The following is a 20,797-nucleotide window of genomic DNA, read 5'->3' as shown; positions in this document are numbered from 1 at the left end:
CTTCTTCTTGAAGATAAAAGCGGCTTTCCCCGGAAAGCCGCGATGAACCTTTTTTTTTGCCTGTAATTCGGCTAATCATTAACATTCAAAAGCTTACCATTTAAATTCTACAGCTTATGGAGTCCGTTCCTGAAGCATGATCAAGGTGAGATCATGCTTTCTACGGTGCTTATTTTTGATGGGGTTCAGCTTTGATGCTTGATCGAACAGGGGTTGAACAAGGAGTGGATCAGTGCAGTTGACGTAGAGCTATACCTTGATCATCGTTCTGGTGTTGACTTGCCATAAAGCGTACATGCGATTCGATCAATTTTTCTGATTCTTCTTTCCAGCGCGGTTCTTGTTGTTGGTTGGTAAACTCCAAAGCCAATACACACAAGTGCTGTAGCCGCTGTGTACACCACTCTTGTAAGTCAGGTTCTGATTTTGGATTACAAGACACAGCTTGAAGCTTGCTATAGGCAAACATCAGGTATTGGAAAGCTTTTTCCTGATGGTGCGAGCCACTAAGTTCGTTTGAGATAGATAGTGGGCTTGGTGGTGGAAGCTTTGTCGATGCCGTCAGAATTTCATCTTTATATCGATAAAACGTAAAGATTCTCAAGCATCCGTCTAACCAGCATGCGATGCCTTTGCTCTGTTCATCCGTGATCAAAGGCCCCCAGAGTGCATCTGGAGGCGTTAAGATCAAAGGCTCTAACTTCTCCACTTGATCATGCTTTCGGTCTTTGTACCAATTTCCGATCCGCTCTAACCAAGTGTCTAGTTCATTCATGCAACGTTATCCCACTGTTTAACATAGTGATTATCTGAAACTTGCTTGATCTCATGCTGTATTTCACTGCTTTGTTCACGAATACGATCAGCGTCTATTGAATAGTTTGGCTCATTTTTCACGAGTTCGCCAAATGGTAGATCAGGATCGGGCACAGCAGAGATCAATAACTTAGTGTATGGGTGTTGTGGGTTGGTTAAGATCGACTGGGTTGATCCCCACTCAACGATCTGTCCCTTGTACATCACAGCTGTCTCTTCTGCGATGTAGTGTGCTGTTGCGAGATCATGCGTAATGTACAAAAAACCTATCCCTAACTCTTTCTTCATCCTCTGCATTAGGTTCAAAACACCGAGTCGTATTGAAACATCCAACATCGAGGTGGGTTCATCGGCAAGGATAACCTCAGCACCGACTGCGAGTGCTCTGGCTAAGTTTATGCGCTGTCTTTGGCCTCCACTGAGCTCATGAGGGTATTTGGTGAGAGTTTCGATGGATAACTCCACCAGCGTTAATAACTCGTTGAGACGCTCTGCGAGAGCTTGTTTCGTAGCAACTTGCTTGTGGATCTTAAGGGGCCGTGTTAAGTGGTGTTCAATGGTGTGGGTTGGATTGAGTGAGCCAAATGGGTCTTGAAATATCATTTGCACGCGGCTTCGGTAATCCAAGATATCTTTACGACTTTTTAAGGTAGAAATATCTCTGCCATTGAACAGTATTTCTCCCTCTGTTGGCGGATACACTTTGGTCATCAGTCGAGCGCAGGTGCTTTTCCCGCAGCCTGATTCGCCAACTAGTGCCAATGTTTTACCTGCATGTAAATCAAAACTCACCCCATGCAGTGCTCTAAAGATCTCTTCTTTGCCAAATCCACCACCAACAGTGAATTCTTTAACGAGGTTTTTTACTTGAAAAATAGGTTGTGACATGGAGCTCTCCTAGCACGCAGTTACGTGAGCGTGTTCGTGAATATTGGGGAAGGAACTCCATAGCTTTTGGGTGTAGGAGTGCTGAGGGTTATTGCGAATCTCATGGGCTTGGTTGACTTCAACTATCTGTCCATGACGCATGATGGCAATTCGATCGCACAGTTGGCTCATTAGTGCGAGGTCGTGGGTGATAAACAATATTGAGAAACCAAACTCTTCTCTGAGTTGGTGTATTTGCTGCAGAATTTCGCGCTGTACAACCACATCCAGTGCCGTGGTCGGTTCATCCATGATAATCAACTTAGGGTTGAGCGCGAGAGCTATAGCAATCACCAAACGTTGACGCATCCCACCGCTAAACTGGTGCGGGTACTCGGTTAGACGGTGGCGAGGGATATTGACTAGGTCGAGTAACTTTTCGGCGCGATCTTTTGCTTGCTCGTTGTTCATGCCCTTGTGGTGGCGCAATACATCGGCAAACTGTTCTTCAATGGTCAGTACAGGGTTAAGCGAGTTCATCGCGCTCTGGAACACCATTGCGATCTCACTCCAACGTAAGGTGTTCAAGTGGCTGTCCGATAAGCTCAGCAGATCTTGCCCGCCAAACAGTATTTGCCCGCCAGAGATGAAAGCCGGTGGCTTATGCAGGCGGTTAATGGCAAATGCGATGGTACTTTTGCCACACCCGGATTCTCCCGCTAAACCAAAAATCTCGCCTTGGCCTATATTGAAGCTTACGGATTTTACGGCATTAAAATCGCCGTCATCGGTAATGTAATCGACACATAGATTCTTCACTTCGAGAAGAGGTGTCTCTGAATTTTCCCTAGACATGATAAACACTCAGTTATGATATTGATAATTATTATCATTAACATGTGTTGAATTTAGTGGAAGAGAAGAGCACAAAAAGAATGAAGTGACTCGAATTATTTTTTGATTATTTCATGAAGTTTCAGCGGGAAATAGGAAATGAGAACGAGGAAAATGAGAGGTGGATCAAACCACATTTCTTATGGGGAATCTTTTAAATGTAATGGCAGAAAATGGCTTTGGCAAAGTTTAAATGAGGCATTTATTAATTAGCTTTGTGAAGCGTCGGAATCATCACATTTCAGTACAGAATTGCTTAACAAGCGAAATAGCATTTGCTACAGATTACCTGTCCATTACATGGTGCTTTTCGGAGGAAAACATGTCCATTAATTCTATCAACCATGATGAAATGACAAATATTGCAAATAAGTGGGATGCTGAAGAAGAAGTATCTTTCAAACCAGAAAAGAAAATGAAATCTGCTGAAGCTCGTCGTCGTATTGAAGCTCTAAGAGAAATTAGAGAAAGCGGTTTTAGCCTGGAAGAAGCGAGGGAGCTAGGTCTAATTCATTAACAATCCCCATTGCATTTAGAAGGGTGGCGCACCGCCACCCTTTGATTTATATGCCTTTTTTAAAGAAGTTTGTGCTTTTTATAAGTAAACCATGCTCCTTGCCTCTCACCATTTAAATCCATTGTCCTTCCTCTACATTATTTGTTCTCGACTAAAAACATGCCCTTGGCATACTCTTTAACTAAGTTGTTTGACAGTTATATGCAACGCCACTAATTTTAAAGTTAAAGCAAAAATATGCGATGTTGTTGGTAAGGAGAAGGCTATGTCTAATTCGGTGGCTAAAGCCAAAGAAGTGCTGTTCTATGAACCTGAAGATCCAAACGGGTACCTGTCAAATTTTGCCGCTTGTCCTATCAAAATCGACGATCAAGTTTGGGCAACCAGCGAGCATTATTATCAAGCGATGAAGTTTGCCTCTCAAGCGCTGCGTAACACCATTCTCGAAGCCTCGACTCCTGCTGAAGCATTCTCTTTAAGCCGTGATTATGAAGACCAAGTTCGGGAAGATTGGTATGACATTCGTGTTGAAGTGATGCAGTTCATTGTCACAGAGAAGTTCAGGCAGAACCCACAGTTTGCGTTGTTTCTTACTAATACCGGAGATTCGGTGATAAAAGAACATTCGCACAAAGACCACTTCTGGGGGGATGGTGGCGATGGAACCGGCGAGAACCATTTAGGCAAGATTCTGATGGCAGTACGACAAGAGCTTCGTACTCAGCAACTGCATTTGATTGCTGCACACTAATCCATTTACCTCCGTGGTTCCAAATTAAGTAGGTCGATTACAGGTAAACTCTTTTAGCCCTTAAAGATGAATTAAAAAAGGCCGCCCTACTTAGCTTCTGTGCTAATCAGGGCAGCCTTTTAGGCTTAAGAGCGAGTTAGTCATCGAAGAGAGCTAAATTACGATACCTAAGCTATACCTTTATGCGAAGGTTACAACTGATGCTGTTGCTATAAGTAACTCTGTACGATGTCGTTGAGCTGACCATCGTCTTTCATTTGGTCGAGGCGCTGGTCGATGAAGCTTTGCAGTTTAGGATCCATCTCTGGGTCAAATGCTAAATGGATGGGGTAGTTATTAATCACTGAGCCAAACTCTTGCATCTGGTAGTCATCAATACTGAGTTTCTGCTCATTTAGGTTGTATTTGATTCGAGATTCCATTTCAACAAAAACGGTATCACCCGGAGTTCGGTTTAATACACGAAAAGCCGCGCTGTAATCTTTAACTCGAATCTCGTTAAGCTTACCTTGTTGGATATAAGGCTCTAGATTTGGATATTCAAACCCCACCAGCAATACAACCGCTTTTCCGTTTAAATCATCGATAGTGTTGAACTCAAATGGCTTCTTGCCGCTGCTAAGTAACACATGTTTTACATTGTAAATCGGATCTTTAGACAGGTTTACAGATTGGATATTTCCCCAACTTGGGCTGCCATAGGTGACCCAGTTTGGATTCTCTCTAGCGTCGAGCTTATCGACCATTCTGTTGAAAGGGTAGGTGTGGTAATCGATCTCGTATTGGCTGTCGTCAAATACGGCTTCAACAATATCCGAAACCATTCCTCTGTGAGATGACCCGTCAGTTTCGATCTGAAAAGGTTGCGCTTGGCTTGCAATAATGTAGTAGTGAACAGGTTCGCTTGCAAAAGCATAACTGCTTGAAAACAAACTGACTATGGATGCAACTATTAGATGTTTTTTCATAACCTTCCCTAGTTATTTGATGAATGACTACTATTATACTAGTTGAGTAATTGTAGTTTGCTAGGATAACAATAATGGTAATTTTTGTATGGTGAATAAAGGAAAACGCTATATTGGACTCTCCCGACAGTTGATCGGGGTAATCATCGCAATCAGTACCTTATTCACAGTCATAGTGACAGGTCTAGGTTTGTATGTGGAGTACCAAAATCGAGTTTCTTTTATCAGTTCTCAGATCGAACAAGTTAAGGATGGTTATCTTTCTGGCTTAACCGCCAGTTTGTGGGTTGAAGACCGAGAGCAACTGTTTGTGCAAGCTGAAGGTATCTCCCGCTTACCCTCGGTCAGTTATCTGTTAATAGAAAGCCCCGATGAAAAAATTTTAGAATTAGGTCAACAGACGTCCGGTCAGTCTTATTCTCAATCTTGGGATATGGTGCATCAGATGGGAGGCTCAGAGTTCCAACTGGCGACGCTCACGGTGCAGTCTGATCTAAGTATGATTCTCAACGACTTTGAAGACCGGGTGTTATTATTGCTCGCCTTCGAAGCAGTTAAAATCTTCTTATTGTCTCTGGTATGTTTAACCATCGTCTACCGCCTTGTAGTTAAGCGCTTAATGACCATGTCTTCTCAGATCAACCATCAACAGGTTGAAGACAACAAACCGCGATTTCTAACACCCACTAACTCTACATACAGTGATGAGATCTCTACACTAGAGAGTAGCTACAATCAGTCGATTGAACGTATTCGTCAACAATACCAAGAATTGGAAAAAGCCAAAGATACTGCAGAGGTAGCGAACCGCAACAAGAGTGAATTTCTTGCCAACATGAGCCACGAAATCCGCACTCCAATGAACGGGATTATCGGGCTTTCATCACTGCTTTCTGAAATGGATATGCCGAAAGAGCAAAAAGAGTATGTCGACATGCTCAACACCTCTTCGCTTACTCTACTCGATTTAATCAATGACATTCTCGACTACTCGAAGATTGAAGCGGGTCGTTTAGAGCTTCAGCAAGAACCGATGAAAATGATGGGTATTGCTGCCGACGTAGAGTCGACCTTCAGAGTTAAAGCCGAGCAAAAAGGGCTCAAATTCCAACTGGCGATTGATCCTAAGATCCCAACCATGGTGATTGGCGATGGCACTCAGTTAAGACAAGTACTGAATAACCTAGTTGGCAATGCCATCAAATTTACCGAACATGGTCATGTCATGCTCTCACTTCGTTTAGAAGAAGTCATAGAGCCGGAACAAAAGCTCAGAGTGAAATTTGAGGTGACCGATAGTGGTATTGGTATCGCAGAAGACAAGCAACAATCGGTATTCGATAAGTTTCAACAAGCCGACGGTAGCACCACCCGCATCTACGGAGGCACGGGGCTTGGTCTTACGATATGCGATAAGATCGTGACCTTAATGGGCAGTAAGCTTGAGCTCACCAGTGTGCAAGGGCAGGGGAGTACATTCTATTTCACCGCTGATTTTGACCCGTGCTTGAACGTTGACGAGAGCAACATCGATTTCAATAAAGTCTCGGTACTTTTGGTTGATGACAGTCAGCTGAACATGCGTATAACCTCAACTCAGCTTCAATCATTCGGTGTTACCGCCGAGTGTTGTGAAACGGCCACCCAAGCGTTAGAGCTTGTTTCAGAGTCTGTAGTGAAGTCATCGCCTTATGATCTAGTGCTGATTGATAAAGTCATGCCATCCGTTGATGGGTTTCAGTTAGCAAGAAGTTTAGTGGATAGGTTTGGTAAAGATTGTCCTAAATTAGTGATGATCTCTGCTGACCCAAGAAAACAAGATGAAGTGCGCGCCAAACAAGTGGGTTTTGTTGCCTACATTGCTCGCCCTTATCAAGATAATCAGCTTAAATGGACGCTGAGTGAAGTCCTGGCGAGATCGGCTGATACCTCAATCTTTACCTATCCAAATCGAGGTGAGGTAGCGTTTAAAGATAATCAACCCGTGCCATTAACCAAACCATCGGGTTCTGTTGAAGCTACGATATCTGCTTCTGTTAGAACGACACAAATAGACAAACAAGCTCCAATCAAAGAAGAGCCAAAACCAGTGGCTGCTCCGTTTAGTGGTAAGGTTTTGGTCGTTGAAGATTCTAGAGTGAATCAACAAGTCGCCAAAATGATGCTTAAGAAGCTGGGGTTTGAGGTGGATATTGCAGACAACGGTGAAATTGGTGTCGAGAAATTTAAGGCCAATGACTATGTGATGATTTTCATGGATTGCCAGATGCCAGTTCTCGATGGTTTCGAAGCGACCAAGCAGATCCGAGCGCTCGAAGAAGGTACCTCTAAACACATTCCTATCGTTGCGCTGACGGCCAACGTAGTGCAACGAGATAAGCATTTGTGCTTCGATGTGGGTATGGATGAATTTTTACCAAAACCCGTCAATCAAGGGAAACTGAGAGAGATCGTTGCCAGTTTCTTGTCGAAAGGAACTGAGTCGAGCAAGGAACATGAGCAGAAAATCGTTTAGGTTCAATTAGCTGATGTCTCGCTAAAGCATATCTAACTCTATAGGAAACTCCGACAGAATCAGTCGGAGTTTCTTTTTTTTGCTAATGAGCACTTGGTTAGCTAATACACCTAGTTAGCTACATACACATAGTTAGTTAAATACGTCGCGTATCAATACTGATTGAATCCATAAGCTGTTGTATTTAAAAACAAGCATGTGGTGATTGTCATAGCCGTGAAATACAACTGCCACGAAAATATGCTCTTAATGTCACAATCCCGTTATAGCATGCAGCCAACTAGAACTATGGTTTAGTTTTAACCTTAACGAAATTCAACCTGTGAGAGCCTAAGATGTTCAAACCTTTGTATGTATTTGATATGGATGAAACGCTGATCAATGCTGATGCAGCGATGCTTTGGAATGAGTTCTTGGTTGAAAAGGGCATTGCCACAGCGCCCAACTTTATTGAAGAAGATAAGCGCTTAATGGGTTTATATTCGGAAGGCAAATTGAACATGGAAGATTACCTAACATTTTCCATGCAGCCTTTGGCCGATATGCCAACAGAGCAAGTCACCGCATTGGTGGAAGAGTGTGTTGAACAGCATATTTTGCCTAGACAGTTCAAGCAGTCGAAACCTTTGATTGAGCAGCTTGAGAATGATGATATCGACATGTTGATCATCTCTGCCAGCGTGACTTTCTTGGTGGAAGCTGTGGGTCGCAAGATTGGTATCGAGAATGCACTCGGTATTGATTTAATTGAAAACCAAGGCCGTTTTACTTCTCAAATATTAGGCGTACCAAGCTACCGTGAAGGTAAAGTCACCCGTTTAAAAGAGTGGTTAGACAATCAAGAAACCAACTACTCAGACATTCACTTTTATACCGATTCAATCAACGACTTACCTTTGTGTGAACACGCTGATTTTGCTTACTTGGTGAATCCATGCTCGCGTTTGAAAGCACTGGCTGATCAACCGAATTGGTCGATTCTCAACTGGGATTAACGCAAATTTTCAATTCGAATTAGGTTCGCTCTAGAACTCATCAAGCCGCTGACGACAGCGGCTTTTTTGCATCATCAGTCTAATGTTCGATTTATTACCTTAGCTGATAAAAGGATAGATGTAACAATTCAACAACATATCTTTCTCTGCTGTAAATCAAACCACCATCTTTCAATCCCTTGATAGCACTCACTTTCTTGTCTTGATGGCTTTTGTGTAACAAATATTTTACAAATTGACAGGGTTTCATCGAAATTGCCCATTTCCCTCCACCCATTCCATTATCTCGGCTTGTGGGCCAAATTTAATTAAGGACAAAAAATACACAACACAAAACCAATAGGTACAAGGAGAAAGTTCATGGTGGATACATACAACCCGCTTGGCACGGATGGATTCGAGTTTGTTGAATACACGGCCGTTGACCACAAGGGAATTGAGCAACTTAAAGCGCTGTTTGTGTCACTTGGTTTTGCTGAGATCGCCAAGCACCGCTCAAAAGAAGCTTGGCTGTATCGACAAGGTGACATCAACTTTATCGTCAATGAACAGCCTCACAGCCAAGCGGAAGCGTTCGCTAAAGTGCATGGGCCATCGGTATGTGGCATGGCGTTTCGTGTCAACGAAGCAACGGCGGCAATGGAGCAAGCGTTTAAGGGCGGCGGTGAAGAGTACAAGACAGAAATAGGGCCGATGGAACTGAGCATTCCTGCCATTTACGGCATAGGTGAGAGCCTGCTCTATTTTGTGGATCGTTATGGCAAGCAGAGCATCTACGACGTCGACTTCCGATTCTATGACGATGCGGAACAGCGCATGGCCGAAGCCAATGTTGGTTTGTATGAAATCGACCATCTCACGCACAACGTGAAACAAGGCAATATGGATGTATGGTCTGGGTTCTATGAGCGTCTTGGCAACTTCCGCGAGATTCGCTACTTCGACATTGAAGGCAAGCTGACAGGCCTTGTGAGCCGCGCCATGACCTCACCGTGTGGCAAAATCCGAATTCCAATCAATGAGTCTTCCGACGACAAATCACAAATCGAAGAGTTTATTCGCGAATACAACGGCGAAGGCATCCAACACATCGCACTCGCCACCGATGACATCTACAAAACCGTGAAGACTCTGCGTGATCGCGGTATGGACTTTATGCCAACCCCAGATACCTACTACGAGAAAGTCGACGAGCGTGTAAAAGGCCACGGGGAAGACACCGATCTATTGCGTGACCTACGCGTTTTGATTGATGGCGCGCCGACCAAAGACGGCATCTTGCTGCAAATTTTTACACAGACGGTAATTGGGCCTGTGTTCTTTGAAATCATTCAGCGCAAAGGCAATGAAGGCTTTGGCGAAGGTAACTTCAAGGCGCTGTTTGAATCGATTGAAGAGGACCAGATTCGTCGAGGAGTATTAGACGATGCATAAATGGATCTCATTTCCTCATCGGGAGGGTGTGTGCTCTAAACAAGCGCACGCCGATTTTCCCGAAGAGGCAATTTATGAGCGAGAGGCGGGCCGAAGTGGATTCTTCGGCCCTGCCGCTCATTTTCACCACCAACATGCCCCAACAGGTTGGTCGGAGTGGGAGGGCGATCTGCGCCCTCGCGCTTTTGATTTTACGCTGGTGGAAAAAGCCAGCCAGATAACCCCTTGGGCGGTGCCTCATCTTTTGCACAATGCGGACTGCAAAATTCGCGTATGGCGCATGGATGAGAAGATGGACTTCTTGGTACGTAATTCCGACGGGGATGAGCTGCTGTTCATTCACCAAGGTAGCGCCGATCTCTATTGTGACTATGGTCATCTAGCGGTGAGTGAAGGGGATTATGTGATGATCCCGCGCTCGACCAATTGGCGCTTAGAACCAAGCGAGCCGATGTTCATCTTGATGATAGAGAACACAGACGCGGCTTACTCCTTGCCAGAGAAAGGCATGGTCGGCAATCACGCGGTGTTTGATCCGGCGGTGCTCGACATCCCTTCTATTAATGATCAATTCCGCGCTCAGTATTCTGAAAACCAGACTCAGGTTCAGGTGAAGCGCCACGATAAAGTCAGCGTGATCACCTATCCGTTCAATCCATTGGATGCAATTGGCTGGCATGGTGATTTGGCCGTGGTGAAAGTGAATTGGCGCGATATCAGACCGCTGATGTCACATCGCTACCACTTGCCACCTTCTGCGCATACGACGTTTGTTGGCGCAGGCTTCGTGGTGTGTACCTTTGTGCCGCGCCCGATTGAGAGCGACCCTGGTGCATTGAAAGTGCCGTTCTACCACAACAATGACGATTATGACGAAGTGCTGTTCTATCACGCTGGTGACTTCTTCAGTCGCGACAATATTGAAGCGGGAATGGTGACTTTCCACCCTGCGGGCTTCACTCATGGACCTCACCCCAAAGCATTTAAGGCTGGGCAAGCGTACAAGAAAAAGTTCACTGACGAAGTGGCCGTGATGATCGATACTCGCCACGCACTGCAGTTCTCTGACGAACTCGATAGTGTTGAGAACAAAGAATATGTCTACAGTTGGCAAGACTCTGGTTTGAAAGAAATGGCTGACGATAAGAAGTAAGGGACAAGGATGAAATTAGCAACCAAGAAAAATGGCACTCGCGACGGTCTATTGATGGTCGTAAGTAAAGATCTTAAACAGTGTGTAGCTGCCACCGAAATTTTCCATGCGATGCATCTAGCGCCAACCATGCAGGTAGCATTGGATAACTGGGACAGCGTGGCTTCTCAGTTAGAAGAGTTATACACCTCGTTAAACAACGGGCATGTGACTGGCAGTGAAGTGTTTGCATCTCAGTATTGTGAATCACCTCTGCCACGCGCATATCAATGGGCGGATGGCAGTGCTTATGTAAACCATGTTGAACTGGTGCGTAAGGCGCGTGGTGCTGAAATGCCAGAAAGCTTCTGGGTTGATCCATTAATGTATCAAGGAGGCTCAGATGCGTTTATCGGCCCTCGTGACAATATCGAATTTGCCAGCGACGAGTGGGGCATCGATTTCGAAGGTGAGGTTGCGATTGTCACCGGTGATGTGCCTATGGGTGCCAGTGCTAAGCAGGCACACGAGTCTATTCGCTTACTAATGTTGGTGAACGATGTGTCGCTGCGCGGCTTGATTCCGGCAGAGCTAGCGAAAGGCTTTGGTTTCTTCCAGTCTAAGCCTTCTTCGGCGTTCTCCCCGGTCGCAGTCACACCTGACGAGCTTGGCGAGCAATGGAGAGGCAGCAAGGTGCATCTGCCACTGACTTCAACCTACAACGACGCACCTTTTGGATGCCCGAATGCAGGTGTGGATATGACCTTCAACTTTGCAGAATTAGTTGTTCACGCTGCGAAAACTCGCCCACTATCGGCCGGTGCAATCATTGGCTCGGGCACGGTTTCCAATAAGCAAGGCACTGACCATGGCACCTCAATTGCCGAGGGCGGTGTGGGTTATTCATGCATAGCTGAAGTTCGTATGATTGAGACCATCCGCGATGGTAAACCTTCGACTCAATTTATGTCGTTTGGCGATTCGATCAAGCTTGAGATGTTTGATGCTGCAGGTCATTCTATTTTTGGCGCGATAGACCAAAAAGTGAGCCAGTATCGAGCGATATAATCCACGTAATAGGATTTCAGTATGAGCGAGAGCATCGTGAACAAGAACATTATACTTTACGGTTACTGGCGCTCGTCCGCAGCCTATCGAGTGCGTATCGGATTGAACCTAAAGCAACTCAACTATGAGTCGAAATCGGTGCATTTGGTGCGTAATGGCGGCGAGCAACATGATCCACAATATCGCGAACTCAATGCCAGTGAGTTAGTGCCTGTGCTGGTGGATGGTGACGTTCAACTCAATCAGTCACTGGCTATTCTTCAGTATCTCGATGAGCACTATTCTTGTGAGAGTAGCCCGGAAGTCTCGCTGATTCCTGAGCAAACACCACTGCGCTATCAAGCACTGGCGATGGCTCAGGATATTGCGATGGAAATTCATCCTCTTAATAACCTGCGCGTGTTGCAATATTTGGAGCGAGAATTGTCGTGCGAGCAAGAGGCGAAAATGGATTGGCTTCGTTACTGGATGAGCCAAGGGTTTTCAGCGTTAGAAGAGAAGCTGGCCAAACACCGAAAAACACACGGTGATTCGGTGTGTAGCCTCACGGATTCACCATGCATTGTCGATATCTGCATAGTGCCGCAGGTGTATAACGCGTTGCGCTTTGATGTTGATATGTCGCCGTATCCGCTGATTAATTCGATTGTCGAAGCGTGTAACCAGTTACCCGCTTTTGTTGAGGCTATGCCAGAGAACCAAGCGGATGCGAATGCACCGATGTGAACGTATTGAATTGTTTTTTAATGAACTGGAAACGTTGTTTTGATTAAATAACGTTATAATTACGATTGGGTATATTTAAAGATATTATGTATTCATTATTTTCAGGTTTAATTTCCAAATTTATGAATATTTATCTCATCTAGCATTAAACGGTCCTAATAAAATAAGCCTCATTATAATTAAATAAGAGGCTTGTAATATAATCTATATTAGTGGTGTTTATCACTCGATAATCTTAGTAATAAACAATACCTTCGCCTTTTGTAATCAGAGTACCAGCTTCATTGGTAATTATTTTATCTAAATCAAATAATGAACCAATCGCCGCATTACCCAATCCAGCTTCAACGAACTTACACACGGCATCAATTTTTGGCCCCATAGAACCAGCAGGGAACGAAAATTCTGCTAAACCAGCAGGTGTTGCTTGCTTCATTTCTGCTTGGTCTTCTTTACCATAGTTACGGAAAATCGAACCATCGGTTAAGATAATAAATAAGTCGGCATGGATTTTTTCAGCGAGTAGTTCGGCCGTAAGATCTTTGTCAATGACGCACTCTACGCCAGTACTCTTACCCTGTTCAATACTCACGGGAACACCGCCGCCGCCACAAGCGATAACAAGGTTTTCTGTATCTAGAAGAGTTTCAATTTGCTGAATTTCAACAATGCTTTTTGGCATAGGAGAAGGCACAACGCGGCGGTAGTACTCGCCATCAGCTTTAAATTGCATTGTGCTTTGAGCCATTAACTCTTTAGCTCGTTGCTCTGTATATACAGGGCCAACAAACTTAGTTGGGTTAGCAAACGCAGGGTCTTTTTTGCATACTTCAGTTTGCGTGACTAGCGTCGCTACGTCTAATTCAGGGTCAATGTTTCTTAGCTCTTGTTGTAACATGTAGCCCACCATGCCACAGGTTTGGGAGCCGAGTACATCCATTGGATACGGGGTCGTCTCTGGCGAATATTCGTTATAAGCCGCGTTTTGCTCCATCAACAAACCTACTTGTGGGCCATTACCATGAACAATAACAATCTCATGCTCGCGTGCGATCGCAGCAATACTCGCCGCGGATTTGATTATATTCTCACGTTGGTTCTCTGCCGTTAATGCTTGGCCTCTTGCTAAAAGAGCGTTACCGCCTAAAGCTAATACTATGCGCATGATAATGTCTCCGATCATTTAATAATGATTTTATTTATTTTACGTAGGGATTAACCGCTTGTTTATAATTAAATTCAAGCTTATTAATAACAATGACTAGGTTTTTAATTACTCTTAAGTAATTAACATGCCGAGATAGTATGAGAAAATAACCCTTCTAAATGTGATAGCTATCAAATTATCATTTCACTAGAAATGGAGTTGTGGAAACGGGAGTTATTGTAATTCGATTAAATATCCATAAGCTTGGATGCAATCCAGTGGTGGACTCTTTTTTTGTATAAATGATTCGTCTTTAGTGAATATTATCTCTGGCTATAAAATGATTAATTTTCAAATTTTTTTTTTAATATGACGTTCAGATCTCATTAAGAACTTTAGAAAAGGTACGGGGCGAAACTGAGGCGAGGGTTCACGAGCTCAAAGAGTGGCTTCGATTTGGTTTTCAATCGGCTGCCTTTACTCTAGATATTATCTGACAGCCAAGTGAAAATTGGAGATAGTTAGCCACTTTCTAAGGCTAAGGCTAAAGCTAAAGCGAAATCACGCGCTTTAGCTCTTCCAAAACCTCGGCGTTAGCAATTGCCCCGAGGTTTTCTACATCCTTGCCATTTACTACCTGTTTCACCGCCAATTCCACCAGTTTGCCAGAGCGTGTTTTTGGCACATCGCTGATTGCAAAGATCTGGCTTGGTACATGCCTCGGCGAGCAAGAGGATTTGAGTTTACCTGTGATGGCTGTCAGTAACGTTTCATCTAGACTCACATCTTGCTGCAGTTGGACAAACAGCCATATCTGCTCGTTGCGGTCGATGTCTTTGCCGACTGCGATGGAATCGATGACTCCCTCAATGGTGTTCACTTGCTGGTAGATCTCGGCAGTACCAATTCGCACACCACCAGGGTTGAGTGTGGTGTCGCCTCGCCCGTAGAACAGATAGCCACCATGAACGCTCTGTGCGACTTCATCGCCGTGATGCCACACATTATCGAACCTATCCCAATAGGTGCTGTGATAGCGCTCTCCGGTGTCATTCCAGAAGCCAACAGGGAAGTTGGGTAGGGAGTTGGTACACACCAGTTCGCCACGTTCATGATTAACCTTGTGACCAGACGAATTGAACACCTTGATGTCGACGCCGAGCCCTGCCTGTTGGCACTCACCACGATACACCGGCGAGATAGGGTTGCCTAAAACAAAGCAGCCACAAATATCCGTGCCGCCAGAAATGGACGCTAAATGCAGGTCTTGCTTTATGTGCTTGTAAACGTAATCGAACTGCTCTGGGTAGAGCACAGAACCGGTCGAGCACAGTGTTCTTAAGTGAGGAAGAGAATGGCTGTCGATCGGTGAGAGTTCCGCTTTCTCAATCGCCTCTAGATACTTGGCAGAGGTGCCAAATGTCGATACGTCAGCACGCTGTGCTAAATCCCATAGAACGTTAGGTTGCGGGTAAACCGGGCTACCATCAAAGATCACCAAGCAAGCACCGCTCGCGAGCGCAGATACGTGCCAGTTCCACATCATCCAACCACAAGTGGTGTAGTAGAACACGCGATCGTTAGGCTTAACATCGCAATGAAGCTGATGTTCTTTTAGGTGGTTGATGGTAGTGCCACCGACAGAATGCACAATGCACTTTGGCTTGCCTGTGGTGCCGGAAGAGTAGAGTACGAATAATGGTTCATTGAAGCCGATACGCACAAATCGAAGAGCTTTTGTCTGATAGTGATTAATGATGCTGTGCCAGCTTAGAATCGACACATCATGTTCAACTTTTTTCTTCTCTAAATCACGAGTCGGTTTCAAATAGCCGACCTGACACACCTGTTTTAATTCGTTTAAGTGTTTGATGATTTCACGGTTCTTGTCCGTCATATCGAACGTTTTGCCATTGAAGGTGTAGCCATCACAGGTAAACAGCACCTTGAGTTTCACTTGGCCAAATCGCTCAATCACACTCTCGACGCCAAAATCAGGCGAGGTTGACGTCCAAATCGCCCCTAAGCTGGTGGTTGCCAACATCGCGACCACGGTTTGCGGCAGATAAGGAGTATAAGCGGCGACTACATCGCCTTGTTGTACGCCACAATCCACGAGCCATTGTTGAACGCTAGAGACTTCCTCACATAAGGTTTGCCATGTGTAGCTTTGCTGTTCGCCACGTTCGTTCTCAAACCAAATCGCAAGCTCGTTTGGCAATGTTTTTGCTGGATGCAGTAAGTTTTCGGCGTAATTAACTTGAGCATTAGGAAACCACACCGCATCGCGATTCGATTTCGGCTGCTGCCAGCGACTTTCACCTTGAGTTTTGATGTGCTCGCTTTCTGCCTTGTTAATACAGTCTTGCGAACCCACCATTCCACAAAACTGCCACATGTTCTGCCAAAACGACTCCGGTTGCTCCACAGACCATTGATGAAGCTCCGTGTAGTTTTTCCATTCCGTCTCTAGCCCTAAGTCTTGTGGCTTTAATCCTGACAGAGTGAGGCTATCCATAAATCGGGTTACGTTAGCGTGTGCGATACGCTGGTCGCTAGGTTGCCAAATTGGCTTATTGCTCTCGTGCATTCCTTTACCTTTAACAAAAAGTTAACGATTTCAGTCTGGTATTTAGGTTTTACAAAGTCAAAAGATCAGCAAAATAAGGGGTTGTTGGAATTGTGTAAATAAAATGTTACACGAACGCCCGTTTCGAAAAATCGTGCAAATTGGCGGATATAAGGAGTAGAGATAGGCTTAAAGTGAGACATTCGAAAGGAGGTGTGTAATGACTCAATATCATTCTAAGCCCGTGAGCCAAGAGGGATGGGTTGAGTGGAGCCTCGAAGAAGACGCCATTTGGCACGACTTAGTGAAAAGGCAACTGGACGTCATTAATGACCGCGCATGCGATGCTTATTTGCACGGTTTGACCCTGCTGGATCTGCCATTAGACAGAGTTCCCCAGCTGCCAGAGATAAACAAAGTGCTAATGGAAACAACAGGTTGGCAAGTTCAGCCTGTGCCTGCATTGATCGATTTCGACCGTTTCTTTGATTTGCTCGCCAATAAGAAATTCCCAGTTGCGACATTTTTGAGAACGCGAGACGAGTTCGATTACTTACAAGAACCTGATTTCTTTCATGAAATTTTCGGTCACTGTGCCATGCTCACTAATGCCGATTTCGCGGCTTTCACTGAGCATTATGGAAAACTAGGCCAAGCCGCTACATCCAAACAGCGCGCTTATCTAGCCCGTTTGTATTGGTTTACGGTCGAGTTCGGTTTAGTAAAAGAAGGCCAACAACTGAAAATCTATGGCGGTGGCATTCTCTCTTCTCCGGCGGAAACCATGTACGCATTGGGCGGTGATCTGGCGGTTCGTGAGCGGTTCGATCTGCAAACGGTGTTAAGAACCCCTTATCGCATCGACATCATGCAACCGAAATATTACGTGATCGACGAGCTATCTGAGCTCTTTAAAATCAGTCAGGAAAACCTATTACAGCAAGCTGATCTCGCCATCGACGCGGGGTTACTACCACCACTTTTTGAACCCAAGGAACCAACACATGTTGAATGAACAAAAATGCGAAGCCTGCAGTATCGACGCGATTGCCCTAAGTAAAGATGAGCAACAATCTTTACTGTTGGAGTTGTCTGATTGGCAGATTATCGAAAGAGACGGCATCCCGCAGCTTGAGAAGGTGTTTAAGTTTAAGAACTACAAACAAGCGTGGGCATTCAGCAACAAAGTGTCAGAGTTAGCAGAAGAAGAGTTCCATCACCCTTCGATCTTATTGGAGTGGGGCAAAGTCACCGTCACTTGGTGGAGCCACTCACTCAAAGGCCTACACAAAAATGACTTCATCTGCGCCTCACGTTGCGATGTGTTCGCGGTGAGTGAATAGACTTTTGGGTTTCGAGGAGCTGTCTTTCTTATCTCTGTGATGCGATTATCTGATTATTCAGCTCATAATGTGAGTTGAATAATTACCTTAAACAGCTCATAGTATGAGTTGAATAAGTGATACTTTCGCATCATGGGGCGTAATATGTGGATTTGGCAGCAAGATAATTGGCCAAACTTTGTTTGGGATAATCAGAAAATAGGCGTGAGGTTAAGAGAAGTACGGCTTAATCAGGGCATTCTGTTGGGCAAGATTGCCTCACAGTCTGCAGATCAATCCCAAACCATGCTCGACACCTTATTAGCGAACATAGTCCATTCCAGTGCGATTGAGGGAGAAAAGCTTAATGCTTTCTCGGTCCGATCTTCTTTAGCCAATAAACTCGGTGTCAGTGAAGATCGACCTTTTCCTACGACAGAACAAACCGATGGCCTAGCTGAAATTATGTTGGATGCGGTGCAGAACCTAACAGAGCCATTAGCGCTTGAGAGGATCTTACATTGGCACCGTAGACTGTTTCCTCAAGGCTACACCATGTTTAACCCTGTAGTCGGAGGTCAGCTAAGAGGTGACACTCCGATGCAAGTGGTATCAGGAAGAATTGACCGTCCAACCGTGCACTTTGAAGCACCTAGCCGAGACATTCTTGATGCTGAGTTAGATGCGTTTATCACATGGTTCAATGATTCACTTACCGACGCTACACTCGATCCCTTACTTAGAGCTGCGATAACTCACCTTTGGTTTATCACCTTACACCCGTTAGATGATGGTAATGGTCGTATTACTCGATTGTTGACTGACTTGGCGTTAGCACAGGCCGAGCAGCAGTCGGTACGTTTCTATGCGATGTCGGTGGGGATTCTCGCTAACCGCAAGCATTACTACGAGATATTGGAGCGAACCCAGAAAGGTGGACTCGATATTAGCGAATGGTTGATGTGGTTCTTAGATACGTTAGACGAGACGTTTACAGGCGTTTTCGCTGAGGTTGATCAAACCGTTTATAAGACTAACTATTGGCGAAGTATCGACCAAACTAAGCTTACAACAGAACAAGTAAAAGTACTGAATAGGATGCTCGATGGTGATTTTTCTGAAGGTATCAATGCCAGCCACTATCAGAAAGTAGCAAAGGTGAGCAGTGCCACTGCAACACGTCATTTGAACGCTTTGATTGAGCATGGCTGCTTAGTCAAATCTGGTTCTGGCGGACGAAGCACCCGCTATCTGTTGCCGAAGTAGGGTCTATGCCTTTGATGTATCTCAGGGTAAGTTTGACCTAGCTATTAGCGACCACATCCCCCTGCTCTGCTTTCAATTTAGAGTATCAAAAACTCATAAATCTCAAAAGAATAATGTTATGCAACTGCAGTTCTATATTGGTATTATGATACTTTGATAAGCGTGATGAATCGAGTTAAATGATGCAGTTAGATGAGTATATTAAAGAGACGTTAGTACAGATAGTAAAAGGCGTGAATGATGCTGCTCAAGAGGTTTCTTCGTTAGGTGGCACTGTTAATCCTCATGCAACGTTTATTGATGTTGGTTTTGATGTACACCCTGAAAAGCCACCAAAGCAAACTATTAAATTTGATATAGCAATCCAAGTAAAAGAAAGCACTGATGTTGATGCTAGCGCAAAAGCCAAATTATCAGTTTTCTCTATCGGAGGCGGTATTAAAAACTTAGATGAATCAAACATTGCTCATAGAGTCACTTTTGAAGTTCCTTTAGACCTCCCTTGCCAAGCTTTTACTAATATAGAGTAAGCGTGTTAGTTATGCTGCTGCTTTTCTCGAAATGCAGCAGCATTGGCCATACAAAGATAACATTTACCCCTCTACTTTTTATCTTGTAACGGCTCTTTAGCCAAATGCACTTTCCCAAACTAGCTTGACCTGCATCAGCGACTTGCTGCTTTCTCGTCCTACAACCCCCACTATTGCTCATAGTATTGGTTTTATGAGGCTGCTCTATGATATATTTCTCGGCCAAGCGTATTACAGACGAAGGCTAATAATGTCTATCAACCTTTCACTCCTTCCACCCAGCGAGAAAAATAAAATCGAACTGGATAAGCAAGCATCGTTTCTTGTTTGGAAACTGAAGCAAGCGAAATGTGGCCCTGAAGCCATTGTTGAAGAAGCAATGAAGCTAGGTGATCCAGAAGAAAAGGCTTGGTTTGATCAGTCTGTTGAAAAATACAAACGGGTAATGGGTGTCGCATAAACGCAGATAAACCTTACCCAGCAAAGCTGTTGAATTGAAATGACACAGTAATTTGCTAGAATTTGCACCGTTAATTGAATCAGAGAGAAGATCCCGATGGGAAGAAGTTTTGAAGTGCGCAAGGCCTCAATGGCGAAAACTGCAGGCGCAAAAATTAAAGTTTATTCTAAATACGGTAAAGAGATTTACGTACTGGCTAAGAACGGCAGCTCTGACCCAGACATGAACTTACCTCTTAAGCACCTGATTGCTAAAGCGAAGAAAGACCAAGTACCCGCTCACGTTATCGACAAAGCGATCGATAAGGCGAACGGCGGCGGCGGTGAAGACTTCCAACCAGCTCGTTACGAAGGTTTTGGCCCTGGTGGCACAAGCGTAATCGTTGACTGTTTAACAGACAACGGTAACCGTACTTTCCAAGACGTTCGCCAATGTTTCGTTAAAACTGGCGCGAAAATCGGTGTTGAAGGTACTGTTTCTCACATGTTCGCTCACCAAGCTGTATTCCAGTTTGCAGGCGAAGATGACGAGATCATCCTAGAAACGCTAATGATGGAAGACGTAGACGTGACTGACGTTGAGCTAGAAGACGGTGTTATCACTGTATTCGCTCCAACGACTGAGTTCTTCAAAACGAAGACAGCACTAAACGCTGCGTTCCCAGACCTAACGCTAGACGTTGAGGAAATCACTTTCGTTCCTCAAACAACTATGCCAGTAGCTGAAGAAGATTCTGAGAAATTCCAGAAGTTCTTAGACATGCTTGACGACTGTGATGACGTTCAGCAGGTTTACCACAACGCTGAGCTGTAAGTTACAT

At 44.7% G+C, this 20,797-nt stretch carries 21 protein-coding genes; 14 read left to right on the top strand and 7 right to left on the bottom strand.

Features of this window, described 5'->3' with window-relative positions; translation table 11 throughout:
* Positions 1-229: 229 nt before the first annotated feature.
* From AB6D80_RS06170 to AB6D80_RS06160, 3 genes are read right to left on the bottom strand one after another with little or no spacing between them, the layout of a single operon-like run.
* Complete coding sequence (locus AB6D80_RS06170) at positions 230-775, bottom strand: transcriptional regulator (protein WP_269335302.1); 546 nt, start codon at positions 773-775, stop codon at positions 230-232.
* Positions 772-1,704: an ATP-binding cassette domain-containing protein gene (locus AB6D80_RS06165; protein WP_372188037.1), complete on the bottom strand. Its 933-nt coding sequence runs from the start codon at positions 1,702-1,704 to the stop codon at positions 772-774. Before AB6D80_RS06165 ends, AB6D80_RS06170 begins: the two co-directional genes overlap by 4 nt.
* Before the next feature lie 9 nt (positions 1,705-1,713).
* On the bottom strand, positions 1,714-2,538 hold the full coding sequence (locus tag AB6D80_RS06160) for an ABC transporter ATP-binding protein (protein ID WP_135381110.1): 825 nt from the start codon (positions 2,536-2,538) through the stop codon (positions 1,714-1,716).
* Between the two features lie 361 nt (positions 2,539-2,899).
* On the opposite strand from AB6D80_RS06160, the gene AB6D80_RS06155 reads away from it, so the two are divergent.
* Positions 2,900-3,094, top strand: coding sequence for a PA3496 family putative envelope integrity protein (locus AB6D80_RS06155; protein WP_004732575.1), 195 nt, complete (start codon positions 2,900-2,902; stop codon positions 3,092-3,094).
* A 190-nt stretch (positions 3,095-3,284) separates the two neighbouring features.
* Complete coding sequence (locus AB6D80_RS06150; RefSeq protein ID WP_012601297.1) at positions 3,285-3,845, top strand: NADAR family protein; 561 nt, start codon at positions 3,285-3,287, stop codon at positions 3,843-3,845.
* Positions 3,846-4,054: 209 nt separating this feature from the next.
* Here AB6D80_RS06150 and AB6D80_RS06145 read toward each other — a convergent pair whose 3' ends face one another.
* Positions 4,055-4,813, bottom strand: a complete 759-nt coding sequence (locus AB6D80_RS06145) for an ABC transporter substrate-binding protein (protein WP_102248758.1) — start codon at positions 4,811-4,813, stop codon at positions 4,055-4,057.
* Between the two features lie 88 nt (positions 4,814-4,901).
* On the opposite strand from AB6D80_RS06145, the gene AB6D80_RS06140 reads away from it, so the two are divergent.
* Both AB6D80_RS06140 and AB6D80_RS06135 read left to right on the top strand, forming a co-directional pair.
* Entirely contained in the window at positions 4,902-7,328 is a 2,427-nt protein-coding gene (locus AB6D80_RS06140; RefSeq protein ID WP_372188035.1) for a response regulator, read from the top strand.
* A 335-nt stretch (positions 7,329-7,663) separates the two neighbouring features.
* Positions 7,664-8,323 (top strand): HAD family hydrolase, encoded by a 660-nt coding sequence (locus AB6D80_RS06135; protein ID WP_372188034.1) that lies wholly within the window; start codon positions 7,664-7,666, stop codon positions 8,321-8,323.
* A gap of 94 nt (positions 8,324-8,417) precedes the next feature.
* Here AB6D80_RS06135 and AB6D80_RS06130 read toward each other — a convergent pair whose 3' ends face one another.
* A complete protein-coding gene (locus AB6D80_RS06130; RefSeq protein ID WP_372188033.1) occupies positions 8,418-8,600 on the bottom strand; it encodes a hypothetical protein in 183 nt (60 codons plus the stop codon).
* 83 nt (positions 8,601-8,683) lie between these two features.
* Here AB6D80_RS06130 and hppD point away from each other — a divergent pair, with 83 nt between their 5' ends.
* Genes hppD through maiA form a run of 4 tightly spaced genes read left to right on the top strand, consistent with a single transcriptional unit; the run spans position 8,684 to position 12,683 of the window.
* Positions 8,684-9,757, top strand: a complete 1,074-nt coding sequence (hppD, locus tag AB6D80_RS06125; protein WP_017097192.1) for a 4-hydroxyphenylpyruvate dioxygenase — start codon at positions 8,684-8,686, stop codon at positions 9,755-9,757.
* Positions 9,750-10,910 carry a homogentisate 1,2-dioxygenase gene (locus tag AB6D80_RS06120; RefSeq protein WP_372188031.1) on the top strand — a complete coding sequence of 387 codons (1,161 nt, stop codon included), beginning with the start codon at positions 9,750-9,752 and terminating at the stop codon, positions 10,908-10,910. The genes hppD and AB6D80_RS06120 overlap by 8 nt, the downstream gene beginning before the upstream one ends.
* Before the next feature lie 9 nt (positions 10,911-10,919).
* Entirely contained in the window at positions 10,920-11,957 is a 1,038-nt protein-coding gene (locus AB6D80_RS06115) for a fumarylacetoacetate hydrolase family protein (protein ID WP_372188029.1), read from the top strand.
* A 21-nt stretch (positions 11,958-11,978) separates the two neighbouring features.
* A complete protein-coding gene (gene maiA / locus AB6D80_RS06110) occupies positions 11,979-12,683 on the top strand; it encodes a maleylacetoacetate isomerase (RefSeq protein WP_372188027.1) in 705 nt (234 codons plus the stop codon).
* Positions 12,684-12,918: 235 nt separating this feature from the next.
* Here maiA and AB6D80_RS06105 read toward each other — a convergent pair whose 3' ends face one another.
* Both AB6D80_RS06105 and AB6D80_RS06100 read right to left on the bottom strand, forming a co-directional pair.
* Positions 12,919-13,848, bottom strand: coding sequence for a carbamate kinase (locus tag AB6D80_RS06105; protein WP_102442392.1), 930 nt, complete (start codon positions 13,846-13,848; stop codon positions 12,919-12,921).
* 532 nt (positions 13,849-14,380) lie between these two features.
* Positions 14,381-16,420 (bottom strand): acetoacetate--CoA ligase, encoded by a 2,040-nt coding sequence (locus AB6D80_RS06100; protein ID WP_372188025.1) that lies wholly within the window; start codon positions 16,418-16,420, stop codon positions 14,381-14,383.
* 199 nt (positions 16,421-16,619) lie between these two features.
* Here AB6D80_RS06100 and phhA point away from each other — a divergent pair, with 199 nt between their 5' ends.
* From phhA to AB6D80_RS06070, 6 genes are all read left to right on the top strand, one after another.
* Positions 16,620-17,414, top strand: a complete 795-nt coding sequence (phhA, locus tag AB6D80_RS06095) for a phenylalanine 4-monooxygenase (protein ID WP_017065113.1) — start codon at positions 16,620-16,622, stop codon at positions 17,412-17,414.
* Entirely contained in the window at positions 17,404-17,742 is a 339-nt protein-coding gene (locus tag AB6D80_RS06090) for a 4a-hydroxytetrahydrobiopterin dehydratase (RefSeq protein WP_372188023.1), read from the top strand. The genes phhA and AB6D80_RS06090 overlap by 11 nt, the downstream gene beginning before the upstream one ends.
* 144 nt (positions 17,743-17,886) lie before the next feature.
* Positions 17,887-18,987: a Fic family protein gene (locus tag AB6D80_RS06085; RefSeq protein ID WP_372188021.1), complete on the top strand. Its 1,101-nt coding sequence runs from the start codon at positions 17,887-17,889 to the stop codon at positions 18,985-18,987.
* Between the two features lie 179 nt (positions 18,988-19,166).
* A complete protein-coding gene (locus AB6D80_RS06080) occupies positions 19,167-19,517 on the top strand; it encodes a hypothetical protein (RefSeq protein WP_229647570.1) in 351 nt (116 codons plus the stop codon).
* Between the two features lie 250 nt (positions 19,518-19,767).
* Positions 19,768-19,977: a DUF3283 family protein gene (locus AB6D80_RS06075; protein ID WP_004732615.1), complete on the top strand. Its 210-nt coding sequence runs from the start codon at positions 19,768-19,770 to the stop codon at positions 19,975-19,977.
* A 96-nt stretch (positions 19,978-20,073) separates the two neighbouring features.
* Positions 20,074-20,790 (top strand): YebC/PmpR family DNA-binding transcriptional regulator, encoded by a 717-nt coding sequence (locus AB6D80_RS06070; RefSeq protein ID WP_372188019.1) that lies wholly within the window; start codon positions 20,074-20,076, stop codon positions 20,788-20,790.
* The last annotated feature ends 7 nt before the right edge of the window (positions 20,791-20,797 follow it).

The organism is Vibrio sp. 10N.247.310.17 (genome assembly GCF_041466605.1).
GTDB lineage: Bacteria > Pseudomonadota > Gammaproteobacteria > Enterobacterales > Vibrionaceae > Vibrio > Vibrio tasmaniensis_A.
This window is presented reverse-complemented; position numbering and strand designations above follow the sequence as displayed.

Coding starts and splice junctions, on each gene's coding strand:
- AB6D80_RS06170 (WP_269335302.1), bottom strand. CDS start 775: ATGAATGAACTAGACACTTGGTTAGAGCGGATCGGAAATTGGTACAAA.
- AB6D80_RS06165 (WP_372188037.1), bottom strand. CDS start 1,704: ATGTCACAACCTATTTTTCAAGTAAAAAACCTCGTTAAAGAATTCACT.
- AB6D80_RS06160 (WP_135381110.1), bottom strand. CDS start 2,538: ATGTCTAGGGAAAATTCAGAGACACCTCTTCTCGAAGTGAAGAATCTA.
- AB6D80_RS06155 (WP_004732575.1), top strand. CDS start 2,900: ATGTCCATTAATTCTATCAACCATGATGAAATGACAAATATTGCAAAT.
- AB6D80_RS06145 (WP_102248758.1), bottom strand. CDS start 4,813: ATGAAAAAACATCTAATAGTTGCATCCATAGTCAGTTTGTTTTCAAGC.
- AB6D80_RS06140 (WP_372188035.1), top strand. CDS start 4,902: ATGGTGAATAAAGGAAAACGCTATATTGGACTCTCCCGACAGTTGATC.
- AB6D80_RS06135 (WP_372188034.1), top strand. CDS start 7,664: ATGTTCAAACCTTTGTATGTATTTGATATGGATGAAACGCTGATCAAT.
- AB6D80_RS06130 (WP_372188033.1), bottom strand. CDS start 8,600: ATGGGTGGAGGGAAATGGGCAATTTCGATGAAACCCTGTCAATTTGTA.
- hppD (WP_017097192.1), top strand. CDS start 8,684: ATGGTGGATACATACAACCCGCTTGGCACGGATGGATTCGAGTTTGTT.
- AB6D80_RS06120 (WP_372188031.1), top strand. CDS start 9,750: ATGCATAAATGGATCTCATTTCCTCATCGGGAGGGTGTGTGCTCTAAA.
- AB6D80_RS06115 (WP_372188029.1), top strand. CDS start 10,920: ATGAAATTAGCAACCAAGAAAAATGGCACTCGCGACGGTCTATTGATG.
- maiA (WP_372188027.1), top strand. CDS start 11,979: ATGAGCGAGAGCATCGTGAACAAGAACATTATACTTTACGGTTACTGG.
- AB6D80_RS06105 (WP_102442392.1), bottom strand. CDS start 13,848: ATGCGCATAGTATTAGCTTTAGGCGGTAACGCTCTTTTAGCAAGAGGC.
- AB6D80_RS06100 (WP_372188025.1), bottom strand. CDS start 16,420: ATGCACGAGAGCAATAAGCCAATTTGGCAACCTAGCGACCAGCGTATC.
- phhA (WP_017065113.1), top strand. CDS start 16,620: ATGACTCAATATCATTCTAAGCCCGTGAGCCAAGAGGGATGGGTTGAG.
- AB6D80_RS06090 (WP_372188023.1), top strand. CDS start 17,404: ATGTTGAATGAACAAAAATGCGAAGCCTGCAGTATCGACGCGATTGCC.
- AB6D80_RS06085 (WP_372188021.1), top strand. CDS start 17,887: ATGTGGATTTGGCAGCAAGATAATTGGCCAAACTTTGTTTGGGATAAT.
- AB6D80_RS06080 (WP_229647570.1), top strand. CDS start 19,167: ATGATGCAGTTAGATGAGTATATTAAAGAGACGTTAGTACAGATAGTA.
- AB6D80_RS06075 (WP_004732615.1), top strand. CDS start 19,768: ATGTCTATCAACCTTTCACTCCTTCCACCCAGCGAGAAAAATAAAATC.
- AB6D80_RS06070 (WP_372188019.1), top strand. CDS start 20,074: ATGGGAAGAAGTTTTGAAGTGCGCAAGGCCTCAATGGCGAAAACTGCA.